The organism is Kitasatospora sp. NPDC058162 (assembly GCF_042884005.1).
Classification (GTDB): domain Bacteria; phylum Actinomycetota; class Actinomycetes; order Streptomycetales; family Streptomycetaceae; genus Kitasatospora.
In genome coordinates this window covers 433234-449641 of the sequence record NZ_JBHVUS010000003.1, presented here as the reverse complement: position 1 = coordinate 449641, position 16408 = coordinate 433234, and the positions used below count along the sequence as shown (strand labels likewise).

Below are 16408 nucleotides of genomic sequence, written 5' to 3'. Positions count from 1 at the left end.
CGTCAAAGTGGAGCGTTTTGGAGGGGGGCGTCAGAGCCGGATCTCCAGCACCTGGCCGGGCCAGACGCCGGCCGGCTGCTCGACCTCGAAGCCCTCCAACTCGCTGAAGCCGAGCGCCCGGTACTGGCTGACCAGCTTGCGGTCGTTGCCCGCGTAGCAGTCCACCCGCAGCAGCCCGTGGCCGCGCCGACGGGTCTCCTCGAGCGCGTCGGCGATCAGCGTGGCGCCGATGCCGGAGCCCTTGCGGCTGCGGTCGGTGACCAGGAGGCGGACGAAGAGCTCGGGCTCCGCCGAGACCGGGACGTACTTGCCGCGCTGCTCGGCCAGCACGCAGCAGCCGACGGTGCGACCGTCCTCGTCCACGGCGAGGCGGATCAGGAAGGGCTCCTCGGCGTACCCGGTGACCTGGTCGATGCGGGCCTGGTCGGTGCTGAAGGGCTGGTCGCCCCACTGGCCGGCGCGTTCCTGCCCGGCCAGCCAGGAGACGGCGCCGTCGAGCAGGGACAGGATGTCGGGGACGTCCGCGGACCCCCCGTTGCGGATCTTCATGGAAATCCGTTCTACACCGAACGGCTGGGCGAGGGAAGCTTGGATCATGAGACTGTTCGTCGCGGTCCTGCCGCCCGTCGAGGCGCTCCAGGGGCTCTCCGACGCCGTCGCGCCGCTGCACGGGCTGCCCGGGGCGGACCGGCTGCGCTGGACCACCGTCGAGGGCTGGCACCTGACCCTGGCCTTCCTCGGCCAGGTGCCGGCCGAGCGGCTGCCGGAGCTGGAGAGCGCCCTGGCGGCCGTCGCCGAGGTGCACCCGGCGCACCGGCTGCGGATCGCCGGCGCCGGCCGGTTCGGCGACCGGGTGCTCTGGGCCGGGGTCGAGGGGCGGACCTGGGCGCTGCGCGGGCTCGCGGAGGCCGTGGCCGGGGCCGCCGCCGAGCTGACCGGGGAGGCCGACGCCTTCGCCTTCCACCCGCACCTCACCCTGGCCCGGGCCGGCTCCTCGCGCGGCCACCGGCGGGCCGTCCAGCGGGTCGCGGCGGCCGAGCTGGAGGGGCTGGCGGCGGCGCTGGCGGACTACCGGGGGCCGGAGTGGGAGGCCGCCGAGCTGCACCTGATGAAGAGCGACCTGGCCGGGGGCTTCGCCCACTACGAGTCGCTGCGCTCCTGGGCGCTGGCGGACTGGGGCTGAGCGGTGTGAGGGTCGGGTCGGGCGGGGGCTCGGAATTCGCGTGGGTGTGAGCCGGAGGTACGCTCGTTGACCGTGGATCCCAAGACTCGAATGCGCATCGTCTCCGGCACCCTGGTGCTGCTGCTGGTCGTCGTGCTGATCAGCTCGCTGGCCGGCAAGTAGCCCCGGCCGAGCCGGTCGGCACCCGGCCCCGGCTGCCCGACTGGCCCTGCCCCGGCCCGGGCCGGCCGCCGACGACCCTGGAACGGCCAGAGGGCCACCGCCCGCAGGCGGTGGCCCTCAGCCGTGTCCTCGGAGCGGGCTCAGCCGGCCAGCTGCTCGACCACGTGGTCGATGCAGTGGGTGAGCGCCTCGACGTCCGCCGGGTCGATCGCCGGGAACATCGCGATGCGCAGCTGGTTGCGGCCCAGCTTGCGGTACGGCTCGGTGTCCACGATGCCGTTGGCACGCAGTGCCTTGGCGACCGCGGCGGCGTCCACCGACTCGTCGAAGTCGATGGTGCCGACCACCTGGGAGCGCTCGGCGGGGTTCGCCACGAACGGGGTCGCGAAGGAGGACTTCTCGGCCCAGGTGTACAGCCGGGACGAGGAGTCGGCCGTACGGGCGACGGCCCAGTCCAGCCCGCCGTTGCCGTTGATCCACTCCAGCTGGTCGGCCAGCAGGAACAGGGTGGCGAGCGACGGGGTGTTGTACGTCTGGTCCTTCGACGAGTTGTCGATGGCCGTCGGCAGCGAGAAGAACGGCGGGATGTAGCGGCCGGAGCCGGCGATCTCGGCGGCGCGCTCCAGGGCGGCCGGGGAGAAGGTGGCCAGCCACAGGCCGCCCTCGGAGGCGAAGGACTTCTGCGGGGCGAAGTAGTAGACGTCCGTCTCGGTGATGTCCACCGGCAGGCCGCCGGCGCCCGAGGTGGCGTCCACCAGCACCAGCGAGCCCTCGTCCGCGCCCACCGGACGCTTGATCGGCATCGCGACACCGGTCGAGGTCTCGTTGTGGGTGAGGCCGTAGACGTCCACGCCCGCCTCGGCGACCGGCAGCGGGTGGGTGCCCGGGGCGGTCTTGATCACCGTCGGCTCGGCCAGCCACGGGGCGGCCTTGACCGAGGAGGCGAACTTCGAGGAGAACTCGCCGAAGTCCAGGTGCTGGGACTTCTCCCGCACCAGGCCGAAGGCGGCGATGTCCCAGAAGGCGGTGGAGCCGCCGTTGCCGAGGACGACTTCGTAGCCCTCCGGCAGCGAGAACAGGCTGCTCACGCCCTCGCGCACGCGCTTGACCAGGTTCTTGACCGGGGCCTGGCGGTGCGAGGTGCCGAGCAGGGAGGTCTGGGTGGCGGCGAGGGCACTCAGGGCCTCGGGGCGCACCTTGGACGGTCCGCAGCCGAAACGGCCGTCTGCGGGCTTGATGTCAGCGGGGATCTGGATCTGAGCCACGCGCGCAGCCTACCGGCGCAGGACTGGCCCGGGATACGGTCGTCCGCACGCTGAGACTGTGATCTTCACTGCCCCGGACGCCGACAGCGGGCCCGGCTCGGAGCCGGACCCGCTGGTCAGAGGCGGTTGTTCAGGTCTTCCGACGCGGGGTCAGTGCCCGATGGCGTCCCAGCCCTCGATCTCCTCGGGGCGGCGCGGGCCGGGGCCGATGTAGCGCGCGGAGGGGCGCACGAGGCGACCGGTGCGCTTCTGCTCCAGGATGTGCGCCGACCAGCCGGCGGTCCGGGCGCAGGTGAACATCGAGGTGAACATGTGCGCCGGGACCTCGGCGAAGTCCAGCATGATCGCGGCCCAGAACTCGACGTTGGTGGCGAGCACGCGGTCCGGGCGGCGGTTGTGCAGCTCCTCCAGCGCGGCCTTCTCCAGCGCCTCGGCGACCTCGAAGCGCGGCGCGCCGAGCTCCTTGGCGGTGCGGCGCAGCACGCGGGCGCGCGGGTCCTCGGCGCGGTAGACGCGGTGGCCGAAGCCCATCAGGCGCTCGCCCTTGTCCAGCGCGTTCTTGACCCAGGCGGTGGCGTCGCCGGTGCGCTCGATCTCCTCGATCATGCCGAGCACGCGGGAGGGGGCGCCGCCGTGCAGCGGGCCGGACATCGCGCCGACCGCGCCGGAGAGCGCGGCCGCGACGTCGGCGCCGGTGGAGGCGATGACCCGGGCGGTGAAGGTGGAGGCGTTCATGCCGTGCTCGGCGGCGGACGTCCAGTAGGCGTCGACGGCCTTGACGTGCTTCGGGTCCGGCTCGCCGCGCCAGCGGATCATGAACCGCTCGACGACCGTCTCGGCCTTGTCGATCTCGCTCTGCGGGACCATCGGCAGGCCCTGGCCGCGGGCGGACTGGGCGACGTAGGACAGCGCCATCACGGCGGCCCGGGCGAGGTCGTCGCGGGCCTGCTCGGCGGAGATGTCGAGGAGCGGCTTGAGGCCCCAGACCGGGGCGAGCATGGCGAGCGCGGACTGGACGTCGACCCGGATGTCACCGGAGTGCACGGGAATCGGGAAGGGCTCGGCGGCCGGCAGGCCGGGGTTGAACTTGCCGTCCACCAGCAGGCCCCAGACGTGGCCGAAGGAGACGTTGCCGACCAGGTCGTCGATGTCGACACCGCGGTACCGCAGGGCGCCGCCTTCACGGTCGGGTTCGGCGATCTCGCTCTCGAACGCGACGACTCCCTCAAGCCCGGGTACGAAGTCGGACATACGACGGCTCCTTCAGTTCTGTGATCGGTGCTCCGCTGTGGTGGGGCGGCGCTCCAGTGACCGAATCGTGGTTGGCACTCGGTGCCAGAGTGACAGGCACGGGGTGCATTGCGCCAGACACCACCGCGGTGATGTTTCCCCTCGGACCGCTCGGCCTTCCCGTTCAGGGGTCGGTCGGGCCCGGGGGACTTCCGCGACCGGGCACCCGGTTCCGGACAATTCCCCGCACGGCGGGCAGCCAAGCGGTGGCGAGTCACCATATCTCCGAGCGGGGTTTGTCCGGAGGTAGCGGTGCCGGTTGCTTGTCGTACGGGATGATGTTGGCGTGCAGACCCCGGAACGCGCCCAGTCGACGCCCCTGAGCCCCGCCACCCGCACCCCGGCCGACGAGGCCCGCCCCGGTCCGGACCCCACCGTGATGCGCGAGCACTACAGCCACGAGGGCCTGGCCGAGGAGCAGCTCGCGCCCGAGCCGATCGGGCAGTTCGCCCGCTGGTTCCACGAGGCGGACGCCGCCGGGGTGGTGGAGCCCAACGCCATGGTGCTCTCCACCGCCGACGCCCAGGGCCGGCCCAGCTCGCGCACCGTCCTGCTCAAGGGCTTCGACGCCCGCGGCTTCGTGTTCTTCACCAACTACGGCTCCCGCAAGGGCTCGGAGCTCGCCGTCAACCCGTACGCCGCGCTGCTCTTCCCGTGGATCGCGCTGGGCCGCCAGGTGATCGTCCAGGGCCGGGTGGAGAAGGTCGGCCGGGACGAGACCGCCGCCTACTTCCGCACCCGCCCGCACGGCTCCCAACTCGGCGCCTGGGCCAGCGAACAGTCCAGCCCGATCGACAGCCGCGCCGTCCTCGAACAGCGCTACGCCGACCTGGAGCGCCGCTACCCCGAGGGCGAGGGCGTGCCCGTCCCGCCGTTCTGGGGCGGCTACCGGGTCGTCCCGGAGGCGGTCGAGTTCTGGCAGGGGCGCGCGAACCGGCTGCACGACCGCCTGCGCTACCTCGCCGACCCGGCGGGCCCCACCGGCTGGCGGGTGGAGCGGCTCTGCCCGTGACGGCGGGGGTGACGGCGGGGGTCGTGCCGCGGGGGTCGTGGGGCCGGGCCGCGGGGCGCAGTGTCGCGCGTCCGGGCGCGGCGGGCACCCGGATCTGACGCACCGTCACCGTTTTGTGTAGAATGTGCGCGTCGCGGACCGGAGTCGAGGATTTTTCGGCTACCGGCCCGCTGTGCCTGCGTGATCGGGTCGTGCCTGCGTGCATCGTAGCGAGGGACTAAGGGACTGATGGGCGTCACCGGTGCGGAAACCGTCGCTGGACTCGACTCCGACCTGGTCGACGTCGCCGCCCTGCCGCTCGACGAGCTCGACGCCCTGCCCGACACCGTCCTCGGCGACCTGCTGCGCCGGGTCGTGGCGGACGCCCTGACCCCCGGGGCGGAGCCGCTGGCCGCCTTCCAGTCGGCACTCGAACTCCGCTGACCCGCCGCTGACCACGGGCTAAACCCCCGGAGGCGAACGAATTCGCCAACTCTCCCTCCTGCTGGTGCAGTTCACGACATGCTGGGTAAGAAACCAGCGCCGTCACGGCACCGTCAGGGTCGGGGGGAACAGGTGAGTGAACGGGAACAGCAGCAGCGCCCGTACTTCTTCTTCAGCTACGCGCGTCGGGACTTCGAGGCGGGGGACGCCTTCGTCGACCAGTTCTTCAACGACCTGAGGGACGAACTCGGGCGCATCCTCGGTCCGGCCGTCCAGGCCGACGAGCTCGCCTTCCGGGACACCGAACGGCTCCGGCTCGGCGACGAATGGGCCGAGAAGCTCGCGCTGATGCTCGGCCGCAGCCGGACCATGGTCGCGCTCTACTCCCCGGCCTACTTCTCCAGCCTCTACTGCGGCAAGGAGTGGACGGCCTTCCGCGGCCGGGTGCGGCGCCACCACGAGGAGACCGCGGAGCTGGTCTCGGCCCTGATCCCGGTGCTTTGGGAGCCGGTCGCCCCCGGGGACCTCGTCACCGAGGTCACCAAGATCCAGTGGGCCCAGCCGGACATGGGCGAGGCCTACGCCCGGCACGGCCTGCGCGCCCTGCTGCGCACCGCCCAGCAGGACGCCTACCGGCAGGTCGTCCGGGTCGTCGCCGGACGGGTCCGGGACGCCGCCGTCCGGCGGCTCGCCGAACTGCCCGAGTTCGACCTGGACGCCGTCCGCGGCTACTTCCCCGGACCGGCCGCGCCCGCGCCCGCCGCCGAACCCGGCATGGTCCGGCTGTTCATCGCGGCCGGCCGGGCCTCGGAGGCCGCCGCCGAGGGCGGCTCCCGCCCGGGCGGCTGGTACGGGGCCAAGCCCTGGAACTGGACGCCGTTCTACCCGCCCGCCCAGCCCTCGCTGGCCTCCCGCGCCCAGCAGGTGATCACCAACGCCGGGCACATCACCTCCCTGGAGGAGGTCGGCGCCGGTCTCGGCGAGAAGCTCGACCAGGCCCGGGAGGACAGCCAGGTCAGCGTCCTGCTGGTGGACCCGTGGGCGGCCGAGAACGAGCGCTACCGGCCGGCCCTGCGCGAGTACGACGACCAGAACCACCCGGTCACCGGCGTGGTCGTGCCGATCGGCGGCAGCGACCCGGACGGGGAGCGCGAAGCGCCGTGGACCGGCGTGCGCGCGGTGTTCCGCCGCAACTGGTTGCGCCGGCGCGACCCGGAGCACTTGTTCCGGGTCAAAGTGAGCCAGGAGAGCTTCGACAGCGACCTCGCCATCATGGTGACGGTTGCTCAGAACAAGCTCATGGACGACAACTTGGATTGGGGGGACGATGGCGGCGACGCCTTCGGCTTCGGTCCGGGCGGCGGCCCGGACATGCCGGGCCTGGCCATCCCGGCCGGCCCGCCCGACCCCTCCGGCGCGCCGCGGAGCCCGTCCGCGCGCCGCGAACCGGAACCGCCACCGAACGACCTGCCCGGCCAGCGCCCGGGCAGCCACGACGGCTCAGTCCCGCTGAGGGGAGACGGACGATGAGCATCGAGCCCGGCACGGAGCCGGGACGCGGCGGACCGGGTTCGGTCGTCACGTTCTACTCGTTCAAGGGCGGCACCGGCCGGACCATGGCACTCGCCAACGTCGGCTGGATCCTCGCCAGCCGGGGCCTGCGCGTCCTGGTGGTCGACTGGGACCTGGAGGCGCCCGGCCTGCACCGCTACTACCACCCGCTGCTGGTCGACCCCGAACTCCACTCCACCGACGGCCTGATCGACCTGCTGCGCGGCTACGTCAAGCAGGCGCTGCCCTCCGCGTCCGGCCCCACCGGCCGGCCCCCGGCCGCCTGGCTGGACGAACCCGGGCGGCTGGAGGGCTACACCTGCGGCCTCGCCCTCGACCTGCCGGCCGGCGGCCGGCTCGACTTCCTCCCGGCCGGCCGCCAGAACGCGGCCTACGCGGCCGCCGTCACCAGCTTCAACTGGCGCAGCTTCTACCACGGCCGGGACATCCGCGGCGGCGAGTTCCTGCGCGAACTGCGCGAACGCTGGGCCCGCAGCTACGACTACGTGCTCATCGACAGCCGCACCGGCGTGAGCGACACCTCCGGCATCTGCACCGTCCTGATGCCCGACACCGTGGTCGACTGCTTCACCTTCAGCGCCCAGAACATCCGCGGCGGCGTCGACGCCGCCAAGGCCATCGCCGAGGCCGAGGAGCGGGCCATCCGGGTCCTGCCGGTGCCGATGCGGGTCGAGGACGCCGAACAGGAACGCCTCGAAGCCGGACGGGACTTCGCCCGCGAGGCCTTCGCCCCCTACCTCGGCCGCTGGCTGTCCGGGGACCGCCGGGCCGCGTACTGGGCCGACGTGGAGGTGCCGTACAAGCCCTTCTACGCCTACGAGGAGGTGCCCGCCACCGTCGCCGACCGGCCGCAGGAGGCGCGCAGCCTGCTCAACGCCTTCGAGCGGCTGGCCGAGTGGATCACCGACGGGCGGGTCCGCTCGCTGCGCCCGCTCAGCTCCGAGGCCCGCCGCCGGCTGTACGGCGCCTACCTGCGCTCGGCCCGGGCGGTGCCCCGCCAGGTGTACGTCAGCTACGCGCCCGAGGACCGGATGTGGGCCGAGTGGGCGGCCGCCACCCTCACCCGCTTCGGCTACCAGACCTCCCTGCACAACGCCGCCGATCCGTACACCGGCCAGCGCCCGCCGGAGGTCGCCGGGCCGCTCGACGGCCAGGGCCGGCTGCTCGCGCTGCTCTCGCCCGAGTACACCGCGCTGCCCCGGGCCGGCGAGGTCTGGCAGCTCCTCCAGGGGCGCGAACTCCCGTCCGGCACCTCGGCGTTGGTCGCCCTTCGGCTGCAGGACTCGGACGAGCCGGTGCCCCGCCCGTTCATCGGCCAGGCGGTGCCCGACCTGGTCCGCTCCTCCGCGACCGGCGCCGAGGCCCAGCTGTACGGCGAACTCGGCCCGCCGCCCGGCAGCAACCGCCAGTTCGACACCGACAGCGGCGAGTTCATCGCGCCCGCCCGGTTCCCCGGCACCGCCCCGCAGGTCCAGGAGGCGCCCTCGCGCAACGCCGCCTTCATCGGCCGCGGCAAGCTGCTCGAACTGCTCCGCAACCGCTTCACCGGCGGCCCCGCCGCCGTCCTCAGCCAGGTCCTCTACGGCTTCGGCGGCGCCGGCAAGTCCCAGATCGCCGCCGAGTACGCGCACCGCTTCAAGGCCGCCTACGACGTGATCTGGTGGGTGCCCGCCGAGGAGCCCGCCAACATCCCGCAGAAGCTCGCCGAACTCGCCCCCCGGCTCGGCGTGCCCACCAGCGACGACGTCGCCCACACCGCCGCCGCCGTGCTCGACGCGCTGCGCCGCGGCCACCCGTACCGCCGCTGGCTGCTGGTCTTCGACAACGCCGGCACCCCCGAGGAACTCGCCCCCTGGCAGCCCGGCGGCTCCTCCGGCGGGCACGTCCTGATCACCTCGCGCAACCAGGGCTGGGCCCGGCACGCCGGCCTGGTCGAGGTCGACGTCTTCCTGCGCGAGGAGAGCATCCGGCTGCTGCGCCGCTTCAACGGCGGCCTCTCCCCGGAGGACGCCGACCAGGTCGCCCAGCGGCTCGGCGACCTCCCGCTCGCCGTCGGCCAGGCCGCCGTCTGGCTCCAGGAGACGTCGATGCCGATCGCCACCTACCTCGAACTGCTCGACGACGAGCTCACCGAGATGCTCGAACGCACCCGGCTGCGCACCGCCGAGTACCCGCACTCCGCGGCCGCCACCTGGCGCATCTCGGTCGAGGAGCTGCGCCGGATGAACGCCCCGGCCGCCCAGATCCTGGAGATCTGCGCCTTCTTCGGCCCCGACGCCATCCCGATGCGGCTGCTCTACAGCCGGGCCGTCACCCGCGCCCTGCGGCTGCCCCCGCGCGCGCCGCGCGACAAGCTGGCGATCGGCGAGTTCCTGCGCGCCATCAACCGGTTCGGGCTGGCCCGCACCGACCAGGGCAGCGAGACCATCACCGTCCACCGGCTGGTCCAGGCGGTGCTCCGGGACCAGGTCGAGGAGGAGCGGCAGGCCGAACTGCGCGGCGTCGTCCACGCCGCCCTGGCCACCGCCAACCCCGGCGACCCGGACATCCCCGCCAACTGGGCCGAGTACGCCGAACTCCTGCCCCACCTCTGGCCGTCCGGCGCCGTCGACAGCGCCGACGAGGACGTCCGGCAGTGGATCATCGACTCGGTCCGCTACCAGTGGAAGCGCAGCCTGCACGAATCCGGCCGGGAACTCGCCGAACGCACCCTGGAGCACTGGCGCCAGGACGGCTACGGCGGGCCCGACTTCGACGTCGACAACGACGCCCAGACCCTCATGCTGCGCACCCAGCTGAGCAACATCCGCCGCTCCCAGGGCGCCCTCCAGGAGGCGTACGAGATGGACCGGGACATCCTCGACCGGTTCACCGCCACCCTGGGCCCCGAGCACTCCCACACCCTCGCCGTCGCCAACAGCCTCGGCGCCGACCTGCGCTTCCTCGGCCGCTACGACGAGGCCCGGACGCTCGACCGCCGGACCCTCGACGCGGCCCGGCGCACCCTCGGGCCGGACCACCCGCGCACCCTGATGATCACCAACAACCTCGCCGTCTCCGACTACCTGGCCGGCGACCGCCGCGCCGCCCTGGAACGCCACCGCAGCAACTACCTCCAGCAGCGCGACGCCCTCGGCGCGCACAGCCTCTACGCCCTCTCCTCCGCCTCCAACTACGCCCGCGACCTGCGCGAGACCGGACGGCTGCGGGAGGCGCTGGACCTGCTGGAGGAGACCGTCCGGATCTACCAGCAGACCATCGGCGACAACCACACCGACACCCTGCGCGCCCGGAAGAACCTCGCGGTGGCGCTGCGCCGGGCCGGGCGCTACCACGAGGCCCTGGAGATCGACGAGGACATCTACCAGCGCTACCTGGACATCAACGGCCCCGAACACCCCGACACCCTGGCCGCCGCCACCAACCTGGCCAGCGACCTCAACGCGCTCGGCGACACCGAGCGGGCCATACCGCTGGCCGAACGGGCCCTCGCGCGGTACCGCGACTACCTGGGCGAGGAGCACCCGGTCACCCTGGCCGGGGCCAACAACCTCGCGGTCTACCTACGGCTGGCCGGCCGGGTCGCCGAGGCCCGCGAACTGTCCGGGCGGACGCTCGCCCAGTTCCGGGCCGTGCTCGGCTCGCACCACCTCTACATCCCGATCGCGATGATGAACCACGCGAACGACCTGGCGCTGGGCGGCGAGATCCGGGCCGCCCTCGCCCTGGAACAGGAGGCGGCGCCGCTGATGACCGAGGCGCTCGGCCCGGACCACTACGACTCGATCGGCATCAACTCCAACCTGTCGCTGACCCTGGCGGCGATCGGGGAGACCGAGCGGGCCGCCGACCTGCGGGCCGACTGCATCCGGCGGGCCCGGGTCACCCTGGGGGAGGAGCACCCGACCACGGTCGCCGTGAAGGCGGGCACCAGGCTCGACTCGGACGTGGAACCCCCGCACGTGTGACGGGCGGTCAGGAATTGTTGCCGGGCGGTGCTAGGTTCACGCGCATGGTGCCGTTCCGGCAGTTCCTGCTGAAGATCCACAGCCGCTGCAACCTCGCCTGCGACTACTGCTACGTGTACGAGGGGGCCGACCGGAGCTGGCGCGAGCGGCCGCGGCGGATGGAGCTCGCCACCGTCCGCCGCACCGCCCGGCGGATCGCCGAGCACGCGGCCGGACAGGGGCTCGACGAGGTCTCCGTGGTGCTGCACGGCGGCGAGCCGCTGCTCGTCGGGGCGGCCCATCTGGACGCCTTGCTGGCCGAGTTGGCCCGGATCGCGGACGACGGGCCGCGGGTCCGGTTCAGCCTGCAGACCAACGGGCTGCGGCTGCTGGACGAACCCGCGCTGCTCGACGTGCTGCACCGCCACCGGGTCGGCGTGGCGGTCTCGCTGGACGGCACCCGGACCGACCACGACCGGCACCGGCGGCTGCCCTCCGGCGCCGGCAGCTGGGAGCGCACCGCGGCGGCCGTCCGGCTGCTCGGCTCCGACCGGCACCGGGAGCTGTTCGCCGGCCTGCTGTGCGTCGTCGACCTGGCCGCCGACCCGGTCGCCACCTACCAGGCGCTGCTGGAGTTCGCCCCGCCCCGGCTCGACCTGCTGCTGCCGCACGCCACCTGGTCGGCGCAGCCGGCCGGCGTCCACCGCGCCCTCCCGGTCGGGCCGCCCGGGCCCACCGAGCCCGCGCCGTACGGGGATTGGCTGATCGCCGCGTTCGACCGCTGGTACGACGCGCCGTACCGGGAGACCGGGGTGCGACTGTTCGAGGAGCTGTCCGTCCTGCTGCTCGGCGGGCGGGCCGCCAGCGAGGCGGTCGGGCTGGCGCCGGTCGACCTGGTGGTGATCGAGGCGGACGGCACCATCGAGCAGGCCGACAGCCTCAAGGTGGCGTACGACGGCGCCGCCGGGACGGGCCTGGACGTGTGGCGGCACGGCTTCGCGGAGGCCGCCGCCCACCCGGCCTTCCGGGCCCGCCAGCGCGGCCTCGACGGGCTCGGGCCGGTGTGCGCGGCCTGCCCGCTGGTGCGGGTCTGCGGGGGCGGGCTCTACGCCCACCGCTACGCGGCGGACGGCTTCGGGCACCCCTCCGTCTACTGTGCCGACCTGGACCGGCTGATCCGGCACATCGCGGGGCGGCTGCGGGCCGGGGTGGCGGAGCTGGCCGGGGCCGGGCGGCGGCGGTAGCGGGGCGGTGGGCGCGGGGTGCGCTCGCCCGTCCGGGTCATGGGCGGGACCGAGCGGGCTGAGTCGGCGCCGAGTGGGGAGACTGCGGGCGGACCGGGCGGGGCGCCCGGTGCTTCAGGGGTTTCAGGCGCTTCAGGCGCTTCAGCGGCTTCGGCGGCTTTCGGGAGAGGACGGACCGGTGACGGGTACGGGCGAGGCGGTGGCGGCCGGGGTGCCGGGCGCGCGTGGGGAGCGGGGGACGCGGGGTAGCGGCCCGGACGGGCGCGCCTCCGACGGGCGCGACGGGGACGCGCTGCCGCGGCACGGCCTGGACCGGGCGACCTTCCGGGCGATCGCGGGCGCGCGCGGCGGCCCGCAGGCCGTCCGGCTGCTGCGCGCCGGGCAGTTGAGCAAGCGGGCGCTGCTGCTGCTGGCGCTGCGCCGGACGGCGCCGCAGGACGAGGGCTACCGGACGGCCTTCCAGGAGCTGTGCGCGCTCCAGCGGGCCGACCGCGCGGGCTGGGAAGAGGTGCTGCTGCGGCCGGAGTTGGACGCCTGGGCGGCCGACCGCCTGCGCGACCTGGCGCAGGGCGCGGCGGCACCGCTGGACGGGCTGGGCGAGTTCCTGCGGGCGGGTGGCCGCCCGGCGCTCGACCTGGAGTGCGACGGGCTGCGCTGGACGCCGGTGATCGACCACCTCGGGCCGCGCCGGGTGGACTACGGGTGCCCTCCGATCGGGCCGCTGTCCGCCGCCGAACTGCGGTTGTGGGAAGTGCAGTTGGCCGCTGCCTGGGAGATCCTGGTGCGCCGCCACCGCCCGCACGCGGAGGCGGTGGCGGCCTGCGTCGCCGCCGTGGTGCCGCTGCGGCCCGCCCCCGGCGGGGAGGCGGTCAGCGCCGCCGCCCGGCGGGCGTACGGCGCGGTGGCGGCCTCCCGGCCGGCCGATCCGGTGCTGCTCGCGCTCGCCCTGGTGCACGAGTTCCTGCACGTCCAACTCGGCGCCCTGCTGGACCTCGTGCCGCTGCACCGGCCGAACGGCCCGGCGGTCTACCACGCCCCCTGGCGCCCCGACCTGCGCCCGGCCGGGGCGCTGCTCCAGGGGACGTACGCGCACCTGGGTGTGGCCTCCTTCTGGTGCGCCGAGGCGGCTGCCGGGGTGAGCGAACCGGCCCGCGCGGAAAGGGAGTTCGCGCGGTGGCGGACCCACACCCTGGCGGCGGCCGGAATCCTGCTGGAATGCGGCGAACTTACCGAGCGCGGAACGGAGTTCACCGAGGAACTGGCGCGTTCCGTCCGCGAACTGGGCGCGTGAGGCGTGCCGCCCGGAGGGATTCGGCCGACCGGGCGATGGTGCCGGGTCTGCGGTGGCGACCGCGGACGCGCCGCCCGTACCCCCGGCGTGCGTCCGTCCGGGGAACGGCGGAAGGGCTCGAACGCCTGCACCGGTCAACGCGCTTCGGCGCGCGCAACGGTGAAGTGCGCGACCGCTGAACGGGTGAATTCTCAGGCTTTCGCGCGCCGTGGTACTGCGTCGGCTGGCTGGGCAGACCAACTTGAGAGGGCAAGGTGCCGCGCGGAGTCCTCGCGGGCACTACATTGGTCGCAACCGGGTGGCCTACCCGCACTCGGCAGGTCCTAACCGCGCCTAAGGAAACGAATATGACTCCGGTAACCAGCATCAGGCCGGCCGGCAACCTCACTGACACTCAGGAGACGCCGGAACGCCCGTCCCTCGCCGAGCTCGCCGCCCTGGGTGCGGAGGAACTCGCCGCCCGGCTGCAGCGCGCCCTCCCCGGCGCGGAATCCGGCCTCGTGCCGGTCGCGGCCTTCAACTCCTCGATCTGAGCCGCTCCGGAACCTCGAAACGGACCCCAGGCCGAGCTGAACCCGCCACACCCATGACGACGCGAATTCCGGTGCCTCTGACGCAATTCGTCGTCAAGATGCACAGCCGGTGCGATCTCGCCTGCGACCACTGTTATGTCTACGAGCACGCGGACAGCAGTTGGCGCTCCCGCCCCAAGGTCATCGGGGAGGGCATCCTGGCCAAGGCCGCCGAGCGGATCGGCGAGCATGCGGTCGCCCACCGGCTGTCCGCCGTCCGGGTCGTCCTGCACGGGGGAGAACCCCTGCTCGCCGGCCCGGAACGGTTGAGCCGCGCAGCCGAAGCACTCCGGGCGGCGCTCCCGCCCGGTTGCTCCCTCGACCTGCGCATCCACACCAACGGCGTGCTGCTCAGCCGCGCCTTCCTGGCCGTGTTCGCCGCGCAGGACATCCGCGTCGGCGTATCGCTCGACGGCGACAAGATCGCCAACGATCGCCACCGGCGCTTCGCCGACGGCCGCAGCAGCCACCCCCAGGTGCTGCGGGCGGTCGGGCTGCTGAACGAGCCCGAGTTCCGGCACCTGTTCGCCGGGCTGCTGTGCACCATCGACATCGAGAACGACCCGGTGGCCGTGTACCGGGCGCTGGTCGAACTCCGGCCCCCCGCCGTGGACTTCCTGCTCCCGCACGCCACCTGGGAGGAGCTGCCGAAGCGGCTCCCGGACGGTGCGGAGCACCCGTACGCGGACTGGCTGCTGACCGTCCACAGGCTGTGGGAGACGGACGCGCGGCCGTTCGCCGTGCGCACCTTCGAATCCGTGCACCGGACGGTGCGCGGGCTGTCCAGCCTCACCGAGTCGCTCGGGCTGGAGCCCTCGGACCTCGCCGTGCTGGAGACGGACGGGACCTTCGAGCAGGCGGACAGCCTCAAGACCGCGTACGACGGGGCGCCCGCCACCGGGATGAACGTTTTCGCGCACAGCCTCGACGACCTCGCCCGCCACCCCGGCATCGCCGCCCGCCAGTCCGGCCTGGCCGGGCTCAGCGAGACCTGCCGGGCCTGCCCGGTGGTCCGCGCCTGCGGTGGCGGACTGTACGCCCACCGCTACCGGGCGGACAATGGCTTCGACAATCCCTCCGTCTACTGCGGTGACCTCATGACGCTCATCAACGGCATTGCGGGCAGCGGCGGTTCGTCCCCCGTACCGGCGCCGGTGCCCGCCCAGGGCGGCCGCCGGCCGCTGTCGATCGCGCTCACCCCGGCCCAACTCGACGACCTGGCGACGGGATACGGCGGAGCCGAAACCGTCGCCGCCGTCGGGGAGTCCCAACTCCGCTTCACCCGCGCAATGCTGGCCGCCGCCTGGGACGCTTCCGGGCACGGCCGGGCAGCGGCCTGGGAGCTGCTGGAGGAGCTCGACAGGAAGGCGACGAAGGCCGTGGACGCGGTGCTGGCGCACCCGTACGCCCGGGCCTGGGCCGCCCGGCGGCTCGTCGGGGACCTCTCGGTCGGCCTCGGGCCGATGGCGGCGCTGGCCGCCGCGGCGGCGGTACGGGCCGGGCGCGGGGACGCCGTCACGGTGCCCGCCCGGGGCGGCTGGCTGCACCTGCCGACGCTGGGCCGGATCGCGGTGCCGGACGGCGAGGCGGTGGTCACTGGGCACGCCGACGGCTTCGAGGTGCGGGCCGCGGACGGGACGGTGTTCACGGAGCTGGACCAGCCGTTGCGGCGGGTGCGGCTGGCCGGCGGCTGGACGGTCGCCCTGGAGGACGTCGACCCGCTCCGCGACAGCCACGACCACCCGGTGGCCGACCGGCTGCCCGAGACCGAACTGCTCGGTTGGACGGGCGCGTTGCGCGAGGCCTGGGAACTGCTCGGGCGCGACCTGCCCGGCTATGCGGAGGGCATCCGGGCCGGGCTGACGACGATCACCCCGCTGCGGCCCGGCCCCACCGGGCGCGATGTCAGCTCGGCGGCGCGGCAGGCCTACGGCGCGGTCGGCATCGCCCGGCCCGCCACGGCACCCACGCTGGCGCTGCTGCTCGCCCACGAGTTCCAGCACGTGAAGCTCGGCGCGGTGCTCGACCTGTACGAACTGTACGACCGGCCTGACAACGGGCCCGACGACCGGCGGTACTTCGCCCCCTGGCGGCCCGACCCGCGCCCGCTGGAGGCCCTGTTCCAGGGCACGTACGCCCACCTGGCGGTCACCGAGTACTGGGGCACCCGGACGGCCGCGTACGACGGCCTGGCGGGCGAGGCCGCCGATCGGGCGCGGGCGCAGTTCGCGCTCTGGCGGCAGTACACCGCGGAGGCCGTCGAGCGGCTGGTCGGATCCGGTGTGCTGACCGAGCTGGGGCACCGGTTCGCAGCGGGGCTGGGGGAGAGCGTCGCGCCGTGGCTCGCCGTACCGCTGCCCGCGGCGGCGGAGCGGGACGCCGAGCGGGCGCGGCAGGAACGTAGCCGGCTGCGGTTCGCCGAGGTCTGAGTCCAGGTCTGAGCCCGG

Annotated in this window: 12 protein-coding genes; 9 read left to right on the top strand and 3 right to left on the bottom strand. The window is 73.8% G+C overall.

Annotation, left to right across the window (positions count from 1 at the left end):
• Window positions 1-30 precede the first annotated feature (30 nt).
• Window positions 31-549 carry a GNAT family N-acetyltransferase gene (locus ACFVXG_RS08480; RefSeq protein WP_387925540.1) on the bottom strand — a complete coding sequence of 173 codons (519 nt, stop codon included), beginning with the start codon at window positions 547-549 and terminating at the stop codon, window positions 31-33.
• Between the two features lie 46 nt (window positions 550-595).
• Here ACFVXG_RS08480 and thpR point away from each other — a divergent pair, with 46 nt between their 5' ends.
• Window positions 596-1183, top strand: a complete 588-nt coding sequence (thpR, locus tag ACFVXG_RS08475; protein ID WP_387925538.1) for an RNA 2',3'-cyclic phosphodiesterase — start codon at window positions 596-598, stop codon at window positions 1181-1183.
• A gap of 302 nt (window positions 1184-1485) precedes the next feature.
• Here thpR and serC read toward each other — a convergent pair whose 3' ends face one another.
• Both serC and ACFVXG_RS08465 read right to left on the bottom strand, forming a co-directional pair.
• Window positions 1486-2610: a phosphoserine transaminase gene (gene serC / locus ACFVXG_RS08470; RefSeq protein WP_350504980.1), complete on the bottom strand. Its 1125-nt coding sequence runs from the start codon at window positions 2608-2610 to the stop codon at window positions 1486-1488.
• 150 nt (window positions 2611-2760) lie between these two features.
• Window positions 2761-3861 (bottom strand): citrate synthase 2, encoded by a 1101-nt coding sequence (locus ACFVXG_RS08465; protein WP_387925536.1) that lies wholly within the window; start codon window positions 3859-3861, stop codon window positions 2761-2763.
• 418 nt (window positions 3862-4279) lie between these two features.
• On the opposite strand from ACFVXG_RS08465, the gene pdxH reads away from it, so the two are divergent.
• The 8 genes from pdxH (at window position 4280) to ACFVXG_RS08425 (ending at window position 16390) form a co-directional block, all read left to right on the top strand.
• Entirely contained in the window at window positions 4280-4912 is a 633-nt protein-coding gene (gene pdxH, locus ACFVXG_RS08460) for a pyridoxamine 5'-phosphate oxidase (RefSeq protein WP_387925767.1), read from the top strand.
• 228 nt (window positions 4913-5140) lie between these two features.
• Window positions 5141-5335 (top strand): FxSxx-COOH cyclophane-containing RiPP peptide, encoded by a 195-nt coding sequence (gene fxsA, locus ACFVXG_RS08455; RefSeq protein ID WP_350504982.1) that lies wholly within the window; start codon window positions 5141-5143, stop codon window positions 5333-5335.
• A gap of 132 nt (window positions 5336-5467) precedes the next feature.
• Window positions 5468-6865 (top strand): TIR-like protein FxsC, encoded by a 1398-nt coding sequence (locus tag ACFVXG_RS08450; RefSeq protein WP_387925534.1) that lies wholly within the window; start codon window positions 5468-5470, stop codon window positions 6863-6865.
• Window positions 6862-10875: an FxSxx-COOH system tetratricopeptide repeat protein gene (gene fxsT / locus ACFVXG_RS08445; protein WP_387925532.1), complete on the top strand. Its 4014-nt coding sequence runs from the start codon at window positions 6862-6864 to the stop codon at window positions 10873-10875. Before ACFVXG_RS08450 ends, fxsT begins: the two co-directional genes overlap by 4 nt.
• Window positions 10876-10919: 44 nt before the next feature.
• Window positions 10920-12098 (top strand): FxsB family cyclophane-forming radical SAM/SPASM peptide maturase, encoded by a 1179-nt coding sequence (locus tag ACFVXG_RS08440; protein ID WP_387925531.1) that lies wholly within the window; start codon window positions 10920-10922, stop codon window positions 12096-12098.
• A 178-nt stretch (window positions 12099-12276) separates the two neighbouring features.
• A complete protein-coding gene (locus tag ACFVXG_RS08435) occupies window positions 12277-13389 on the top strand; it encodes an aKG-HExxH-type peptide beta-hydroxylase (protein ID WP_387925529.1) in 1113 nt (370 codons plus the stop codon).
• A gap of 347 nt (window positions 13390-13736) precedes the next feature.
• Window positions 13737-13922 (top strand): hypothetical protein, encoded by a 186-nt coding sequence (locus tag ACFVXG_RS08430; RefSeq protein WP_350517169.1) that lies wholly within the window; start codon window positions 13737-13739, stop codon window positions 13920-13922.
• Between the two features lie 71 nt (window positions 13923-13993).
• Window positions 13994-16390 (top strand): FxsB family cyclophane-forming radical SAM/SPASM peptide maturase, encoded by a 2397-nt coding sequence (locus tag ACFVXG_RS08425; RefSeq protein WP_387925527.1) that lies wholly within the window; start codon window positions 13994-13996, stop codon window positions 16388-16390.
• Window positions 16391-16408: the final 18 nt, after the last annotated feature.

Coding starts and splice junctions, on each gene's coding strand:
- ACFVXG_RS08440 (WP_387925531.1), top strand. CDS start 10,920: ATGGTGCCGTTCCGGCAGTTCCTGCTGAAGATCCACAGCCGCTGCAAC.
- fxsA (WP_350504982.1), top strand. CDS start 5,141: ATGGGCGTCACCGGTGCGGAAACCGTCGCTGGACTCGACTCCGACCTG.
- ACFVXG_RS08465 (WP_387925536.1), bottom strand. CDS start 3,861: ATGTCCGACTTCGTACCCGGGCTTGAGGGAGTCGTCGCGTTCGAGAGC.
- pdxH (WP_387925767.1), top strand. CDS start 4,280: ATGCGCGAGCACTACAGCCACGAGGGCCTGGCCGAGGAGCAGCTCGCG.
- ACFVXG_RS08430 (WP_350517169.1), top strand. CDS start 13,737: ATGACTCCGGTAACCAGCATCAGGCCGGCCGGCAACCTCACTGACACT.
- thpR (WP_387925538.1), top strand. CDS start 596: ATGAGACTGTTCGTCGCGGTCCTGCCGCCCGTCGAGGCGCTCCAGGGG.
- fxsT (WP_387925532.1), top strand. CDS start 6,862: ATGAGCATCGAGCCCGGCACGGAGCCGGGACGCGGCGGACCGGGTTCG.
- ACFVXG_RS08480 (WP_387925540.1), bottom strand. CDS start 549: ATGAAGATCCGCAACGGGGGGTCCGCGGACGTCCCCGACATCCTGTCC.